This is a genomic window from [Leptolyngbya] sp. PCC 7376, from assembly GCF_000316605.1.
GTDB lineage: Bacteria > Cyanobacteriota > Cyanobacteriia > Cyanobacteriales > MRBY01 > MRBY01.
Map to the genome: position 1 here is coordinate 2293556 of NC_019683.1, position 16778 is coordinate 2310333.

Genomic DNA, 16778 nt, shown 5'->3' on the forward strand with positions numbered 1-16778 from the left:
AAACTACTTGGTTACCTAAGAGGACGCAACAATGAGCTTTCAAACTGTCTTAGAAACTGCTTTATTTCAACGAGTGATCACACCTGAGATGAAAGCTCTTATCGAAATGTCAGTCGATAAACGTGATCTAAATGAACAAGAGATTAACTGTTTAGCACTTCTCACTTCTCAGCTTGAAGCTGGTGAAATTCTAGTAATGCCTGTTTAGTAGGGCGATCACCGATATTTCTGCTCATCACTATTCTGTCTGGCATTTTATAAAACAACTATTTTTCTAAGAAAAAACTCCTTCGATCAAAATCTAGGAGTCATTTATAAAAATATTGAGTTTTCTGTGGCCACAAAAAATGAGAAGAGATTCAATCGCTTACAAAATCCAAGCAGTTAGTTCACCTATCCTGCGGTTTGGCTCTTAACCTTAAATGGATCCCAATCTAGCAAAGCAAGCATTGCATAGTAGTGAACTGTGAAAAGAATAGAGAGAAAGATTTGTCCTCCCCAAAAGCCATGCCAAAATTCAAATGACTCATGTCCCCAGTAAACAGATGCTAAAGTCATCAGCATAATCCGAGGGACATTAGCAATCAGGCTAAAGACAATACCCATCAAAACAAATAACGTCGTTTTCCACATGGGCTGTTTCCAGAAGATACCGAGCAGCAAACTCGTAACAGCTGCAATCGTAGCAAGGTCAAAGCCATTACAGCCCCAATCAACCCGTACAGAACCAGTAGGCAAACTAATAATGTCCCACTGTACAGTGGGAACTTGGCCAATCACTCTTAAACCAAAAGCGCCAGCTACAGCCATAAATCGCTCAAGACCAGCTTCAGGTGTAAAGGTTACCCACACCATTTTCCCGAAGGTAGTCGGCTGGGGGAAGAATCCCATAAAAATCAAAGAGATTGGCAAAGGATATTTGCTAAAAAAGCCAAATCCCCATGTGCTTAGGGCTGCTCCAGTAAGAAAAATATAAAAGAGAACTTTCTGTTGCCATTCAACGGAAAAACAAAATGGTACAGCTGCGATCGCCGCAAAAATAAGAATATAACCGAGAAGCCGATCCTCATCAGAGGCTTTTAATGTTGCTAACTGCGCTCGCTTTTGCCAGAGCTGAAAAAAACCAAACCCTGCTAGAGCAACCAGCAATAAACTTGCAGCCCCATTAATCGTGCCATAGACGATATCGTAAATCCATAAAGGCATAAATAAGCCCATGGCAATCCAGCCAAGGGCAATGATCCTGTTATGCCAGGATTTATTACTTAGCTGGAATAGGTATTGAGCCGAAGTTTTAGCTTTTGTGCCAAGACTTTTGAGATCGATTTTTTTCATTTGATTTTGCATCTCTTTGTGCTAATTACCCATTTTTTGAAAGGCGAGAACCACTCCGACCAACGCCCACTAAGCCAGCACCTACTAAAAACAAGTTACCGACATTAGAAACCGCAGTCTTCACCGCTTGTCTTCGTGCTAAATTCCGGCGTTCTTCAGCTTGCCTTGTCAGTTCATCTGAAATACGCTCTAGATCCTCAAGGTTCACACCTTCACGGAGATTCTCTGGATTTTTCTCAGCATCCCTGAGTTGTTGCTGAATTTCGCTTTCTCTTGTGTCGATATTCCCCAAAGCTTGATTTTGAAGTTGGATCGCATCGGCGATCGCCAACAAACTAATCAAGAAAAAAGCAACCCCTGCCACAAGAGCCGTACGGGAAGCGAGTAGTAAACGACCCTTTCCTTTCGCAATACCAACACTGCTAAACACAAGAAGTGCCATCCCGAATAAGAAAATCACACTACGATTAGCAAATTGTTGCTCCATACCAATCCGCCAAGACACATTACCGAGCTGGGGTGGCAAGAAGAGGATCAACATGTCGAAAATAAAGCCAACAGTGCAGACCAATCCAACAATTTTGGCAATATTCTTGGCGCTATAACTACCACCACCGCCTCCTGAAGCAGCTGGCTGTTCTTTTTTATCAATGTTATAAGTCATTTTTTATAAGCAAAAATTGATGCGACAGTAGCAAAGAATGAAAGAAGTTCAGTGTCTTATCTACTGTTACGATTGTACATCTTCAAAATCAGAGCTAGACATACTTTACAAACAAAACAAGAATCAAAAAGCGTTTCACGAAAGTAACCTTCCATAAAACGCTCTTCTAATTAAATAAATGCATGCAACTCTACGATTTCTTTCTAGACCGCCTACTCTCTACATAAGAAATTAGAGAATCTCAGCAAAATCCAAAAAGCAAATTTAAGCTTCTTCCTCTTGCTTCTTACGAGATGCTACGCCGAAAAGACCAGTAAGGACAGGAAGAACAGCTGCAGGTGTAGGAACTGGAGTCAATGAAATGGAGAATGAAGTTGCCACGTCACCAACAGACTGACTAGTGAGGTGAGCGCCAGCAAAGATTGAAGATACACCTGTTGCATCAGTAAAGATCAAGTCACCCAATAAGCCTGCTTCAAGAGGAGCCAAGGACTGGATACTTACTGGACTTGTCAAATCAAACTCTAATGTCGAACCGTCACCGAATGTAAATGCGAATACATCGTCAGTAAGAGCTCCAGCACTAACATCAGTCAAAGAACCAACACTATTTAAAGCACCACCAACCACATAAGGAGACCATGCGGCAATATCAACACCATCTTCATCTTGGACAGCACCAAGAATTGCGAGTTCTAATCCAACAAAATCTAGACCACCTGCACCATCAGATACTACTTCAAATCCACTAATTTCAACTTGTCCAACACCAGAAAAATCTAAAGCTTGAGCAGGAGCGGAGATTGCGAAGGAAGCTGTAGCTGCGAAGAGAGTTGCAGGAATTACTTTGTTGCCGATAAAGTTCATTGTTTTGAATAACCTCGTAATTGTCGAAAGATATCTTTAAATGCTCTAACCAAGAGTCACTTAATTTCTTTTTCGTTTCTTGCCCTCATTATACGTACGAAATTCTAAGAAGGCAACACTTATTTCCCATCTTTACCGTATTTTCACATAACTCCTTTTTGGTTGGCGAGGCATTTTACAATTACTTAATGGTTTGCATTTAAGTGATTTTTTCGAGATTAAAGAAAATCAGATACATACACATAACAAAAAAGTCCTAGTTTGAACCTAGGACTTAAGTGATGAAGGCAGTCAATCTAATATTTATTTGTACTTCTAATTCATGTAATTTCCAGATTTAGGGTCTTCTAACTATCTCTACATAATGAAAGGACTAAAATCAAATCTTGGAAAAATAACAGGTCCTTCTTTCTGTAGTACAGTATTGTACTGACTGGCGATCGCCTCGGGAGAGAAATTATTTTCGAGATAGTTTCTCGCAGATTGACCTAGTTGCTTTGTTTTTTCAGTGTCTTGACTTAGACCAAGAATATAATCCGCTAACCCTTGTGCATCACCGTTTTTAAAGCCTGCACCACAATCACCTTCCTCAAGCATATTGTTGAGATAAGTAGATTCCGGACAAATCGCAGCGATGGGACGACCACTTGCTAAGTAACCATAAACTTTACTAGGAGCAACCAATCCTTCCATTCCTTCGCTAACACTAACGAGGGTTACATCACAGGCAGTTAAGGAATAAGTTAAATCTTTTTTATCTTGGTAAGGAAGAAAAACAAAATTATTTAAACCGTGCTCTTTAATCTTTGCTTTTAAATTTTCTTGCTTCGCACCTTTACCGATACAAACAAATTGAATGGGTTCGTCTTTTAGTTTCAGCGCGGCTTTGAACATTGTGTCAATGTCGTGACAGCGACCCATATTACCAGAATAGAGAACAGTGAATTTTTCAACTAAATCATGCTTCTGAGCAAACCAATTTTCTTCTTTCTCAATTGGGTAAATCTTTTGAGGATCTGCCCAGCTATGAATGATTGTGATTTTGTTTTCAACTTCGGGGCAGTGAGCAACAATTCTGTCTTTCATATTGCTGCTTAGAACAATAATTTCTTTAGATCTACGCCATACTTGCTTATTAATCCAAGTCCAAGCTTTTACGATTGGATTGTCACGACTAATCATTCCAAGTTCAACAGAAATATCTGGGTGAATATCATAAATCAAGCAGATATAAGGAGTCTTGAAAAAGAAGTTGAGGAGATAACCGATTACTGGAAGAAAAGGAGGAGCAGTTGTAACAAGTAGAAGATTATATTTTCTGTAGTTAGCTGCAATGTGGAGGATTGCTCTGAAAGCAAATAGCAAACCACCAAGTAGAGCGCCTCTCAATCTCTTAGAGCTGAACTTAGTGATATTGGAACGACGTACTGTCACACCGTTTAGTAATTCTTCTTCTTTAGGAGCGACTTGGTCTTGGTTAGCATAACCAGGTTGACCAGTGAAGATGTCAATGTTTAGACCATTGCGACCTAGGTGCTTGACTAACTCCTCGATGAGTTGGCCAGTCGCTGCATAATCTGGGGGAAAAAACTGGGTGACAACTGAGAGCTTGGTGGAACTGTCAGTAACAACATCCTGGGAGCGATACCTTTCGAAAGGGCGACTCAAGGATGTACTGAAAAACTTTTTGGAAGAAATGTTGCGGCTAACAGTCACGGCTCAATCTCTCTACTTCGAATCAACTTGCTGAACTTACAAACTTGGTTTGCTCGTTTCGTTAGTACGAGTCTAACAACGTAGCACTGGCGGCGATCGCCTCGAAACCCCACTTTATTTAAAGCTTGTGTGAAGCTTGTTTTTTTGTGTGAAGGGGCAATAAAGGATCAACAAAATTCCATTACAAAACGCTTGATTCAATGTGATGGGGTAGACCCATATACGCTATATAAAGCGTGTAGCTTGGGACAAGGCACTATAAGTAGAACAATTTGTTATTTTCTTTTGTTCAGTATTATTTTTGCGGAAATTGAGTACGTATATCCTTAAGTAGACTCCAATGAAGTCTTCATATTTATCATTAGATATATCCAACTAAGTCCTTCTTCTCTTCACACATTTGAAGAGAAAATTAGCAGCTTACATGGTGAAACCTATAAGGCTATGAGTTTCTAGTCCTTGAAATGTTCAGAGCTCCTCAGAGGAAGGTTATGGAGAACTCAAAAGATGGCTTATGTAGCTGAAGTGTACAAACCAAGTCATCCTGTGATGAGCAAGAAGATGATGCGAGATTTCGTTGCAGACCATCCCTATAGATTTTATTGCTAGTCCAGATAAGAGAATATTGTGAGGTTCTTTCATGACTTACCGTACACCTTCAAATGCTTGCCAGACAAGGTTTAGGACAAGAAACAAAAGAAAAAAGGTGAGATAAATCCCACCTTGTTGTCATCAATATCAAATTGTTTTAAAGTTCAGCAGGTTGCTAGCTGTCCTTGAGCCAGCTGAACATTGCACGAAGGTCTTTACCGACAACTTCAATAGGATGTTCTGCTTCGCTACGGCGAATTGCTTTGAACTGTGCACCACCAGACTGATTTTCTAAGATGAAGTTACGAGCAAACTCACCAGATTGAATTTCACTCAGAATTTCTTTCATTGCGGCTTTAGTGTCAGCGGTCACAACGCGAGGACCACTCATGTAGTCGCCATACTCAGCAGTGGTGGAGATGCTGTCACGCATTTTCGCGAGACCACCTTCAACGACGAGGTCAACAATGAGCTTTACTTCATGCAAACACTCGAAATAAGCCAATTCAGGTTGGTAGCCAGCTTCTACGAGGGTTTCAAAACCAGCTTTAATTAATTCGCTGAGACCGCCACAGAGAACTGCCTGTTCACCGAACAGATCTGTTTCTGTCTCTTCGCGGAATGTTGTTTCGAGGATACCGCCGCGAGTACCACCAATACCTTTTGCATAAGCCATAGCAAGGTCACGAGCCTGACCACTTGCATCTTGATAAACTGCAAATAATGCAGGTACACCTTGGCCTTGAGTATAGGTACGACGAACGAGGTGACCAGGGCCTTTGGGTGCAGCCATCACAACATCAACGTCAGCGGGAGGGACGATTTGACCAAAGTTGATATTAAAACCATGGGCAAAGGAGAGCACATCACCAGCTTTGAGGTTAGGAGCAATGTCATTTGTATAGACACTCTTCTGAACGTCATCAGGCAGCAAGATCATGATCCAGTCTGCAGCTTTAGCCGCTTCTGCAACGGACAATACCTTCAGACCTTCGGCTTCAGCCTTCGCCGTAGACTTACTTCCGTCGTATAGACCCACTACTACATCGACACCACTTTCTTTCAGATTAAGGGCGTGGGCATGACCTTGGGAACCATAACCAATAATGGCAACGGTTTTCCCGTTTAAAAGATCTAAATTTGCGTCCGCATCATAATACATGCGAGCCATAGGACAGTTCTCCGACAAAAATTACAAAGTTACGAATATGTGTTAATGCATACTGCAAATTGTTAATTATAGGGGATTGTTGTCTCGCCATTCTCATGGGTGAATTTTTCGATCGGCTTTTTTCAGATTTCTCGCGAGTATGTACTCCAAGACTCTTTTTCTACGCACAGGATATCTAGAGTAAGGGTAGATGGCGATCGCCGAATCATTTCCCCGATGTGCAGAGGATTGATGATATCTTCAACTTTTTGAGGCTGTTACAATAGCTAAATTCATTAATTTCCCTCAGTCAAATTTCACCTTATATATAAAGACGGCTAACTCTCATGGGTAAAGGAATCGTTCTGCTTTCAAAACGAGAAATAGAAAAGATGCGTAATGCGGGGCGTTTAGCATCACAATTACTTGATTACCTAACTCCCCTGGTTAAACCTGGCGTAAGTACTTTAGAACTGAATGATGCGGCGGAGGCCTGGACGCAAGAACATGGCGCGAAAAGTGCTCCCCTTGGCTATGGCAAAAGCAATCCTTATCCAAAGTCGATCTGTACCAGTGTTAATGAGGTCATTTGCCATGGCATTCCCAACAAAAAAGATGTCTTAAAAAATGGTGACATTATTAATATTGATGTGACCCCAATTCTCGAGGGTTATCACGGCGACACATCTCGTACTTTTCTCGTCGGAACACCCAAGCCTGAAGTTGAGCATCTGGTTGAGGTCACAAAAAAATGTCTTTACCTTGGTATCGAAGCAGCTCAACCCAATGGACGTATCGGTGATATTGGTGCTGCTATTCAGGAATATGCTGAGGCTGAAGGTTATTCAGTTGTACGTGATTTTGTCGGCCACGGTGTAAGCAATATTTTCCATACCGAACCCCAAGTCCCTCACTATGGCACTCGTGGCAAAGGCAAAAAGATTCGTCCCGGTATGGTATTCACGATTGAGCCGATGATCAATCAAGGTACCTATGAAGCGGAATTACTAAAGGATGGTTGGACTGCAGTCACCAAAGATCGCAAGTTATCTGCCCAGTTTGAACACACGATCGCCATCACTCCTAACGGCCCTGAAATTATGACTCTATCGGAATAATGACGGATCAAGCACCAAATTTTAATAACACGCCTATCGGTCAATGTGCTCTACAGTTTGCTCAAGCATTAGTCGATTTGGATTTTGAGAAAGCGGCTTCTTATCTGGCATCTGAGTTACAAGGAGAGAATGCAGCGGAGCAATTGCGTCAGCAGTATTTAACGATGATTGATTATTGGGATACGCCTGCTGTGGACATGATTGAAGCTTTAGAGCTGCTCGACGATTGGCCAAACAAACAGCCCAATGATTGGGGTTGGGTTTATGTGGCGGTGGATGGTGATGGTTTCGGCGAGGCAGTTGCTGTCGTAATCACAATGGATCGGAAAATACGGGAAATCGAATGGGGACGACCCTAACGACGATATTCTCGGATGATGCGGGGTTGGGATTCCGATTGTTGGACTTGTTGGAGTTGATTACCAACAGCTAGGGCGATCGCCAAGCCACTAATAAATAAAACAACCCGCAAGAAGAACGAATTACCGCGAGTGTGACGGCTTGAACTTTTAGGTAGCGGGGATTGACCACGAACCCGTCTGATTTTCTCGGGCCATTCGGCTAATTCACGTTCGGTTGTCATGGTAGTGATTCGATATAGATGTCAAAAATTCGGATTTCCATCTTAGCGAATCACTGTTGCTCCCTTGGTACGGCGATCGCCACCATTTAACGGCTATCTCAACAAGATTTGTAAATCATTGTTATCCACTCGACAGTTGAATAGGTGAGTCAATCTGTCCAGCAATCCACAAAGTTTAAGCGTTAAAACCAAGTCTTAATTTTACTAATGATCATAAAACGATTATCGGAATTGGTTTTGGTATTAGGCGGTATTGTGCTTTTCTTGGGCATCGTCGATTTTTCTAAAATCTCTTGATCCTCATTTTCAAAGGAATCGAGCCAATGGAGTAATTCGGGATTGGTACTATAGCCACGAATTTCAACGCGATTGAAAAATGCCGAGCGAATTTTGGCGATCAGACGGGTAGCCAAAGTCACTGCTGCATCTGAATCGGGAGCCGTTTCACCATGAATATCAATCTTTAAACAACCGTCTTTAATTTCGACGATAGCGTTCCATTGTTTATGGCTAATCGCATCATTGAGCAATAAGGCGATCGCCTCTAAATCTCCTTGGCGAGCCAACTGTTTGACATCATCTGGCGTCACATCCAAATCAGTTAACTTAGGTGGATTGTCCGAGAGGGTAAAACAATCATGCCAGCAGAAAAAAGACTCACCTTTACGTCTGCCATAAACCCGCACCAGACGCACCCCATTAACATCGAGACGCTTTAGCCCTTCGCGGATAAATCGCATGAGGGAGGCACGCCGCATCATCTCCTGCCCTTCTAAACAAATCTGTAGATAGCCCAACTCGTATTTAACGATGGCAAAAATCCCTTTCGGATGGAGATTCCGATTGATTAAAGTGGCGATCGCCTGTGCTTCACCATTACGAGCCAACTCCAAAAAATGACGCTTAGCCATAATACTCAAATGCCTTTAATGATCTTCAATAAAGCGTGAATAGAATTTTGGTAGCCATTAGTCTTTGCGCACGATCTGAAATCAAAATTAAGTCTTAGCTAGTTACCGATCATGACCGCAACTTTTCTGTCAAACTCAGCAGTCAATCGACTCAAACATTAATGATGTAAGTTGATAAACTAGAGTTCCTTAACTTTATTATTCCCATTCCATCACAAAAACTTTCAGGCCAAGTATGACAAGCCTTTCAGCCTGATTTATGAGCATTTTCTGTACGTCACTGATGATCAATTAACACCATTCTTTCTGAGTCTATATATGTTTTTTCGCCCCGAACCTCTCCCAGCTGCTCCCGATCAAGAATCCGTTTGGGATTATCCACGTCCTCCTCGTCTCGAACCTTGCGATAAGCCAATCAAAATTATTTTTAATGGCGTGGCGATCGCCGAAACCAAGGAAAGTTATCGCGTTCTAGAAACAAGCCATCCCCCCGTTTATTACTTACCACCAAACTCTATCCAACAAAAATATCTTAAAGAAGCTCCCGGACAATCCTTTTGCGAATGGAAAGGCATCGCTCGCTATTACAGCGTCATCGTTAACGATAAAACCTTAGAAAAAGTCGCTTGGTATTATCCCGAACCCACTGCGACTTTTACCGAGCTCAAAAACTATGTCGCCTTCTATGCCCAACCAATGGATGCATGTTACGTCGATGACGAAAAAGTAACGCCTCAACCCGGTGGATTTTACGGCGGCTGGATTACCAAAGATATCGTTGGCCCTTTCAAAGGAGAACCTGGCAGTTTTGGTTGGTGAAACCTGACAAGCAAAACTTTAATATCCCTCAGTTTTGTGGCGCAGAGCCTTAGAATAGTGTCAACACAAGGCAGTCTCAAAGTATGTTGCTAACCCAATTGAGTTGGTTATGGCGAGAATATAGCTTTTGTCCATACAACAAACTTCTTCTTGTCATCTGGCGGCCCCCTATTAAGCAATGCCCTTAACGAGCAGAGTATGCTCGAAGCTTGCAATTGAGATGTTATTTTGCTGTTAGTTTGGCCCAATCAATTCACAATCAAGACATTTAGAGTGCAGAAGGAGTTCAGTTATTCTTCCCAACGAATTAGCTATTTTGTTAGTCGAAGATGATCTAGCAGAAGCTGACTTATTACAGCAACTGTTGCTTGATCTAACGGAACAAGACTGTCAAATTTCCCATGAACTCGATCTACAAAAGGCGTTAGATGCACTCAGTCAAAATCACTTTGATGTGGTGTTACTCGATTTGAGTTTGCCAGATAACCCAGATTTGGAATCTCTCTCAGTCATTATTGAAGCGGCTCCCCACACCCCTGTAGTAGTCCTGACAAATACAAATAATTCAGACATTGCCCTAGAAGCAGTACAAAAAGGCGCTCAAGATTATTTAGTCAAAAAAAATATTGCGCGAGATCAAGAAAGTTTATGGCGATCGCTCCTCTATGCCATCGAGCGTAAAAAGAACCAAGAGGATTTGCGGATTGCCAACGAACGATTACGGCAAGAGATACTAATGCATGAGCGTACTCAGCTCAAATTTCAACAATCAAATCAAGAGTTAGAGCAATTTGCCTACATTGCCTCTCACGATCTGAAACAGCCTCTCTCCAGCATTTATTCTTGGTCACAGCTTTTACAAGTGCGTTACGGCGATCGCCTTGATGCAAAAGGGCAGCAATATATCAGATCAGTGCAAAGCTCCGTCAAACAAATGACCCAACTGATCGAAGACCTCTTGACCTATTCTCGAGTTGATCGAGCAAACAGCGAGTTTGTAGAAGTAAATTGCAAGATTATTGTCCATCAAGTCTTAAATCGCCTCAGCTCGGCGATCGCCACCACCAATGCAAAAATCACAGTTGGTTGTCTCCCGGAAGTCTATGGCAATCCTTTACAACTCGGCCAACTCTTTCAAAATTTGATCGAAAATGCCCTTAAGTACCATAGAGAAGACATAAGACCAGATATCCATATCAGCGCCCAAAAGACTCACCAACAGTGGATTTTCAGGTGCCAAGACAATGGCATCGGCATCGAAGAACACTACTTTGAAGAAATATTTTATGCTTTCAGACGACTCCACTCCCAAACTCAGTACACAGGTACAGGTATCGGCTTAGCAGTTTGTAAAAAAATAGTACAGCGCCATGGTGGCAAAATCTGGCTAGAATCGATTCATGGCAAAGGCTCTACCTTCTTTTTTTCCTTACCTATACCACCCGAATCTGACTAACTCTCTTGAAGATCAACCAAAGGAGTGATCTAGATCTTTGCCCTCATTGAATTACCTTTGCTAAATTTAGAGCATCTATACCTTTGATATCACACACGTAAGTATCAACTGCCACACTACCAATATTTTTGGCGCAATTAGGGGAGGTTCCCGTGAGTTTTGAAAACGATCACCAACAATGTCTACAAAAACTCATCTGGGCAATGGAAGAACTTCACATTGACTTTGAGATGACTCAGCTAAATAAAATAGCGAATCTCATCGTGCAGACCATGACAGGTCCTTGGCGCTCTTTCCATACACCAGAGCACATTTTTGAAGTTGGAGGTTCGGATCATCCCATCGAGCTCCTTGCAGCCCTCTTCCATGATGTTGTCTACGTTCAGGTGGACAAGAGTGTCAATTTCAACCTCAGCTATTACATCGTTCCTTTTGTTAAGGAAGTCCGCGAACAGTTATTTATTCGTGAAGTAGACGAACTCCCCGATGACCCGCTATTCCGAATTATCCTTGATTTGTTTGGGTTTCAGCCAGGACAACCCTTGTCTTCCTTTGGTGGGCAGAACGAATTTTTGAGCGCTGTCGTTGGTGCCAAGGTTTTAGAACCATTCTTATCTCCTGCACAGCTTGTTGAAGTAATTTGCTGCATCGAGACAACGATTCCTTTCCGTCCCGATAATGAAGCAGGTGTTAGCGCTGCGATGGCGCTGTTCCATCGCCTAGAGGTCGTTAATCAAAAATATGATGTGCATCTCTCCAAAGCGCAAATGGAGGATACGATTCGCCGTGCGGTTAGATTGTCAAACCGTGATGTCGGTAGCTTTGCCCATCCGAAAGCTGCACGTTTCCTAGATGGGACATGGGATCTACTGCCTGAAACCAATCATAATCTCCACAATCGCTCTTCCTATACAGTCGTGGAATATCGTCAAGCTCTCCAAAAAATGGAAGGGTTTATGAACTTCCTTAGACCTAATATTATTTTCCAAGAATTTATGGGTGAGCCAGACAAAGCTATTTATGACGAATTAGTGGCGCAGTCTGAGCATAATTTGCAGGTTGGTCGTTTATACCTCGGTTGCAAGTTATTTACGATTGGTTTTCTTGAGGCTATTTCTCGTCGACTTGGTCGTGATATTCCGCTCTCCAGCATGATGGGTGAATTACCGTCGCAGGGAGAAGACGATATTCAGTCCAAGTTAATTGATTACATCCCTGCAATTGATAGTGCATTCCCGCTTAGAAATGAGGTGGAGAAAGAAGTTCTTGATCTACTTGAAAAGGGCCGTTATCAAAGCGCATCCTATGATCTAAAGAATTCGCCATTGGCAACCTATATTGTGAAATCGATTGGTTTTGATGCAGTGCGGGAACAGTGCGATCGCGCCAAACTCTTTTTCCGGGGTGAGCTATCCCAAGAAGAATTCCTCGAAAGTATTAATCCAGAAATCACTCTAACTGTCGTTAAGGGCATTAATAAGTTGTTTGAACAGCGCCAAGCTTCTTTGATGAAAATCATGCCAGTAGTGACTGCATAGGCAAGTTCGGGAGATGATTACAAATCTACTTGGATGAAGGGGTTACAATATCCCTACTTAGAATTGTTGTCTTCATCTATACGTACATCGTGACTATTTCTCCGATCTCTCCTAGCAGTCAAACTTTTGATGCCAATCAGCCCGATGCCCTCGGTCGTTTTGGTCAGTATGGCGGCAAGTATGTGCCCGAAACCTTGATGCCTGCACTAGCTGAGCTGGAATCTGCCTATGCTCAATATCGCAACGATTCAGAATTTAAGGCTGAATTAGAGCTTTTGCTAAAGGATTATGTGGGTCGTCCTAGCCCGTTATATTTTGCGGAACGGTTAACTGAACGTTATGCACGCCCAGATGGTTCTGGCCCTCAGATTTATCTCAAGCGTGAGGATCTCAATCATACTGGTGCTCACAAAATTAATAATGCGATCGCCCAAGCTCTTTTAGCGAAGCGGATGGGTAAAAAGCGGATTATTGCAGAGACTGGCGCAGGGCAGCACGGTGTGGCAACAGCAACTGTTTGCGCACGTTTCGGATTGGAATGCATCATCTACATGGGTGTGCAGGACATGGAGCGTCAAGCTCTTAATGTTTTCCGAATGAAGCTACTCGGTGCAACAGTTCAACCTGTAGCAGCGGGAACAGGTACGCTCAAAGATGCGACTTCTGAAGCCATTCGAGATTGGGTAACGAACGTCGAAAATACTCACTACATTCTGGGTTCTGTGGCTGGCCCTCACCCTTATCCAATGATGGTACGGGATTTCCACGCGATTATTGGGGAAGAAACTCGCGCTCAATGCGAAGAGAAATGGGGAGGCTTACCTGACATTCTCATGGCTTGTGTGGGTGGTGGCTCAAATGCAATGGGCTTATTTCACGAGTTTGTAAAAGATAGTTCTGTTCGTTTAATTGGTGTCGAGGCTGAAGGTTCTGGTGTAGCAAGTGGTCACCATGCAGCAACTCTAACCCAAGGGCAACCGGGTGTTTTGCACGGCGCGATGAGTTATTTGTTACAGGATACAGAAGGTCAGGTGGTTGAGGCGCATTCAATTAGTGCGGGCCTTGATTATCCCGGTGTTGGCCCTGAGCACAGTTATCTCAAGGATACGAGTCGCGCAGAATATTACAGTGTGACTGATGAGGATGCGGTAAAGGCTTTCCGATTTGTATCTGAGCTTGAGGGTATTATTCCTGCTCTAGAAACATCGCACGCGTTCGCTTACCTCGAAACTCTTTGTCCTCAACTAGAAGGCAGTCCTCGCATCGTGATTAACAGTTCTGGTCGTGGCGATAAGGACGTGCAAACTGTCGCGAAATACCTTGATAAAAATGGTTGGGATTAATCGTTGACAAATAATGCAGTCAAATATTTAAGCGATCGCCATCCTGATTTTTCACATGGGGCGATCGCCTTTTTTATTGAGTTCGATTCAATTACCAATGAATTTGGCTCAGGATGTAACGCAACCGATCATAGTCATCCTTGAGCAAAGTACTGATCATTCGTCCGACATTTACTAGCCATTGGCGATCGCCTTTCCGTAGTCGATAAACTTCTCGCACAGATGCCGCGATGAGTGATTCTGGTGGAACCCAATTCACTTGTAATAAAACCCGCAAAAATTCGAGCTTGTCGGTAAAGTGAATAATTTCTTCCGGTTCGCAATGGTAAACCGATTGGTGAATTTGGGGTGGGCGAGGCGGCAAATATTGAAACACTTCGCCATGCTTGCCATTTTTACGTTTGGGTGGAGCTTCAAACCCAACAATTGCAGCTCGAAATTCTGTCTTGAGCATCGCAAAAATCTGAGGCTGCTGCTCTCGCAATTCTTCCAAACTCATGCCCAATGCCCTTGCCCGATGAACAGAATCAATCGGCGAGGTCGTCACATAGGTCACGATGCCATAGACAACATTGCCGGATTCTTCGTCATAGGATTTCACCCAACTACCAAAAGGCGGCATCACCGGGAAGCTTAAATCTTCTGGTTCCAAGCATTGTGCCGTGAACTCTGTGGTGGTTGTCTCGATGACCTCCGCAATATGATCCGGGTGGCGATCGCCAAGACTAAATTGAGGCAAGGGCAAACGCATATCGTCTACTTGCTCTCTTCGAGTTCAGAGAGATTAAACGTAATAATTTTGTCCCAGTTACCGCCCTCAAACAAAACTGCTGCGCGACCATCCGTCACCCGTTGCACCAAACCTTTAAAACGATAAAATGTATCGTCGGGATTAGTTACTCGTACTGTGCTGCCGGGAAGAATCATAAGAATATGACCTCTGAAAAAATACTCAATTTATGATAGCTGTTTACCGTAGTTGTATGTCAGCGCTAGCCGAATAGTTCCATCCATAGAAACTTAGCTATTTCTCAAGTCCACTTTAGATTGCAAGATGATTGCAAACTCCGAACCGATTCGGATGTCATTTTTGCTAATTCCAGAGCTGAGTGAGAATGCAAATGGAGTTCGATCATTCAAAGGTGTAGGCATTTCAACCCCATGAACAGTTGCCACATTATTTATCACTCCGTGAATTCTAAATTCAATTTGACTGCCCGAGATTGCTTGTGCATTACAAGGAAGTTCGTTCAAAAGTATGTCAGTAGCGACAACAAGACCTCGACCAGTAATTTCAAATGTAGCTAGAACTCTCCCTATTAACATTCAACGCTCTTCTCTAAACGAATCTAGACTGCATCCAGTAAATCTTCGCGGGATTCAAGAGATTCAGGGAAATATAGCTCACAAATATCCTGTGGCAACTCATTAATCACGAATTGACGACCCTGCTGAATCCAATATTCGACATCTTCAGTAGAGAGATTTTCTCCCTCTGCCTGAAGGTATGCTGAAATTCGAGTGGGACTCCAGTGATAATTATCAGCCATCACCAAAATCAGTCGCGCCAAAGGTGGAATGAGTTCTAGAGCCTGTTCGAGGTAGCACCACAGTGGGGGGGTTGCTTCGTTAATGTCGTAATTAATGGATTCGACAGGCGGCATTTCCGTGCCATTGATGCACATCGCTGTCGTATTAATAAGCCAATTTTGAAGAGTATCAGCGTTCGTATTTTCGTCTCGTAAATTCAGGCCGCGCATTTCATGAAAAATATGTCGCCATGTCAGTGCAAAAATATAGTCTGCTTGCACCGGCGATCGCGCAGAATTCCCAATTAGCGAATAAACGATGGGTGCATAGCGACAAAAAAGCCCAGTAAAATATTTCCCCTGCTCCGGATAACGCTGGAAAAGGGTGAGCATATCCAAATCGCTATAATGGTTAAGGGATTGAATCAAGGGATGATTCGCTTCGGGAAAACTCGGAATCTGAACCATGTCCTACAATATAATGCCTACAAAATCACCTAAACAGACTATTTAGACTTTCATCATAGTCGATTTACCCATAAACGCTTGATCTATGATTGCAGCCGCCCCAATCCTTACTCATCTTTACCTCGGCGCATTTTTCCCAGTTTTTGATTCGCTGTTCTCCACCCAAGGCATTATGGTCATTCTGCTCTGTGCTTATGGGGTGGCGATGTGGATGTTTCTAACTAGTGCCCCGAAAGTTCACACGATAATGGTTTCGGATTTGGATGTGGCACAACGGTTTTATGAGGGGATTCTGCAATTACCAACGGCAGATGTGCCGATGCATTATTACTACAACTACGAGCAAACCCTCGGTGGCGCAGGCGGTATTGACCCAATGTATATGAGCGCAGCATCGCCCTCGGCAATGGGAATGTCTCCGGTGAAAGATCGTGAGGGACTTTGGTATCAACTCAAAAAAGATACTCAGCTCCATGTTGTTTCGGGTGCAAGTTTAGGCAAGAAAAATCAGCAACGCCACGTTTGTTTTGATAAGGAATGCTTAGAGTCAGTTCTATTACGTGTGCAATCTCGTCGTTTGAAATATAAAATTCGCCAAGAAAAACCACTAAATTTCCTCGTGAAAGATTGGGAAGATCAAGTCATCGAAATTGCGGAAGTAATGTCCTAGAGGTTGGATATTGAGGTGAG

18 protein-coding genes are annotated in these 16778 nt (G+C 42.9%); 8 read left to right on the plus strand and 10 right to left on the minus strand.

All coding sequences use genetic code 11. From position 1 onward, the window contains the following. Positions 1-31: 31 nt before the first annotated feature. Entirely contained in the window at positions 32-208 is a 177-nt protein-coding gene (locus LEPTO7376_RS26370) for a hypothetical protein (protein ID WP_015134092.1), read from the plus strand. 185 nt (positions 209-393) lie between these two features. On the opposite strand, the gene crtC is transcribed toward LEPTO7376_RS26370, so the two are convergent. The 5 genes from crtC to ilvC form a co-directional block, all read right to left on the minus strand. Next, positions 394-1335: a cyanoexosortase C gene (gene crtC, locus LEPTO7376_RS10155; protein WP_015134093.1), complete on the minus strand. Its 942-nt coding sequence runs from the start codon at positions 1333-1335 to the stop codon at positions 394-396. Between the two features lie 25 nt (positions 1336-1360). Then, positions 1361-1999: an HpsJ family protein gene (locus LEPTO7376_RS10160; protein ID WP_015134094.1), complete on the minus strand. Its 639-nt coding sequence runs from the start codon at positions 1997-1999 to the stop codon at positions 1361-1363. A 264-nt stretch (positions 2000-2263) separates the two neighbouring features. Further along, positions 2264-2866, minus strand: coding sequence for a PTPA-CTERM sorting domain-containing protein (locus tag LEPTO7376_RS10165; RefSeq protein WP_015134095.1), 603 nt, complete (start codon positions 2864-2866; stop codon positions 2264-2266). Positions 2867-3223: 357 nt separating this feature from the next. Further along, positions 3224-4582, minus strand: a complete 1359-nt coding sequence (locus LEPTO7376_RS10170; RefSeq protein ID WP_015134096.1) for a glycosyltransferase family 4 protein — start codon at positions 4580-4582, stop codon at positions 3224-3226. Positions 4583-5348: 766 nt separating this feature from the next. After that, entirely contained in the window at positions 5349-6344 is a 996-nt protein-coding gene (gene ilvC, locus LEPTO7376_RS10175; RefSeq protein WP_015134097.1) for a ketol-acid reductoisomerase, read from the minus strand. A 326-nt stretch (positions 6345-6670) separates the two neighbouring features. On the opposite strand from ilvC, the gene map reads away from it, so the two are divergent. Both map and LEPTO7376_RS10185 read left to right on the plus strand, forming a co-directional pair. Then, a complete protein-coding gene (gene map, locus LEPTO7376_RS10180; RefSeq protein ID WP_015134098.1) occupies positions 6671-7441 on the plus strand; it encodes a type I methionyl aminopeptidase in 771 nt (256 codons plus the stop codon). Further along, positions 7441-7800, plus strand: a complete 360-nt coding sequence (locus tag LEPTO7376_RS10185) for a hypothetical protein (RefSeq protein ID WP_015134099.1) — start codon at positions 7441-7443, stop codon at positions 7798-7800. The genes map and LEPTO7376_RS10185 overlap by 1 nt, the downstream gene beginning before the upstream one ends. Here the strand turns inward: LEPTO7376_RS10185 and LEPTO7376_RS10190 are convergent. After that, the gene (locus LEPTO7376_RS10190) at positions 7797-8024 is read right to left on the minus strand and encodes a hypothetical protein (protein ID WP_015134100.1); all 228 of its coding nucleotides are present in this window, start codon (positions 8022-8024) and stop codon (positions 7797-7799) included. The genes LEPTO7376_RS10185 and LEPTO7376_RS10190 overlap by 4 nt on opposite strands. A gap of 182 nt (positions 8025-8206) precedes the next feature. Beyond that, entirely contained in the window at positions 8207-8935 is a 729-nt protein-coding gene (locus LEPTO7376_RS10195; protein WP_015134101.1) for a hypothetical protein, read from the minus strand. Between the two features lie 318 nt (positions 8936-9253). Here LEPTO7376_RS10195 and LEPTO7376_RS10200 point away from each other — a divergent pair, with 318 nt between their 5' ends. From LEPTO7376_RS10200 to trpB, 4 genes are all read left to right on the plus strand, one after another. After that, complete coding sequence (locus tag LEPTO7376_RS10200) at positions 9254-9754, plus strand: DUF427 domain-containing protein (protein ID WP_015134102.1); 501 nt, start codon at positions 9254-9256, stop codon at positions 9752-9754. A gap of 316 nt (positions 9755-10070) precedes the next feature. Then, positions 10071-11210 carry an ATP-binding protein gene (locus tag LEPTO7376_RS10205; RefSeq protein WP_015134103.1) on the plus strand — a complete coding sequence of 380 codons (1140 nt, stop codon included), beginning with the start codon at positions 10071-10073 and terminating at the stop codon, positions 11208-11210. A 152-nt stretch (positions 11211-11362) separates the two neighbouring features. Then, positions 11363-12748 carry a hypothetical protein gene (locus LEPTO7376_RS10210; RefSeq protein ID WP_015134104.1) on the plus strand — a complete coding sequence of 462 codons (1386 nt, stop codon included), beginning with the start codon at positions 11363-11365 and terminating at the stop codon, positions 12746-12748. 89 nt (positions 12749-12837) lie between these two features. Then, positions 12838-14091 (plus strand): tryptophan synthase subunit beta, encoded by a 1254-nt coding sequence (trpB, locus tag LEPTO7376_RS10215; protein ID WP_015134105.1) that lies wholly within the window; start codon positions 12838-12840, stop codon positions 14089-14091. A 91-nt stretch (positions 14092-14182) separates the two neighbouring features. Here the strand turns inward: trpB and LEPTO7376_RS10220 are convergent, their stop codons facing one another. The 3 genes from LEPTO7376_RS10220 to LEPTO7376_RS10230 form a co-directional block, all read right to left on the minus strand. Next, a complete protein-coding gene (locus tag LEPTO7376_RS10220) occupies positions 14183-14842 on the minus strand; it encodes an HAS-barrel domain-containing protein (RefSeq protein ID WP_015134106.1) in 660 nt (219 codons plus the stop codon). A 5-nt stretch (positions 14843-14847) separates the two neighbouring features. Then, positions 14848-15018: an NAD(P)H dehydrogenase subunit NdhS gene (locus LEPTO7376_RS24695; RefSeq protein WP_015134107.1), complete on the minus strand. Its 171-nt coding sequence runs from the start codon at positions 15016-15018 to the stop codon at positions 14848-14850. A 422-nt stretch (positions 15019-15440) separates the two neighbouring features. Beyond that, positions 15441-16088 carry a hypothetical protein gene (locus tag LEPTO7376_RS10230; protein ID WP_015134109.1) on the minus strand — a complete coding sequence of 216 codons (648 nt, stop codon included), beginning with the start codon at positions 16086-16088 and terminating at the stop codon, positions 15441-15443. 85 nt (positions 16089-16173) lie between these two features. Here LEPTO7376_RS10230 and LEPTO7376_RS10235 point away from each other — a divergent pair, with 85 nt between their 5' ends. Next, on the plus strand, positions 16174-16758 hold the full coding sequence (locus LEPTO7376_RS10235; RefSeq protein ID WP_015134110.1) for a VOC family protein: 585 nt from the start codon (positions 16174-16176) through the stop codon (positions 16756-16758). The last annotated feature ends 20 nt before the right edge of the window (positions 16759-16778 follow it).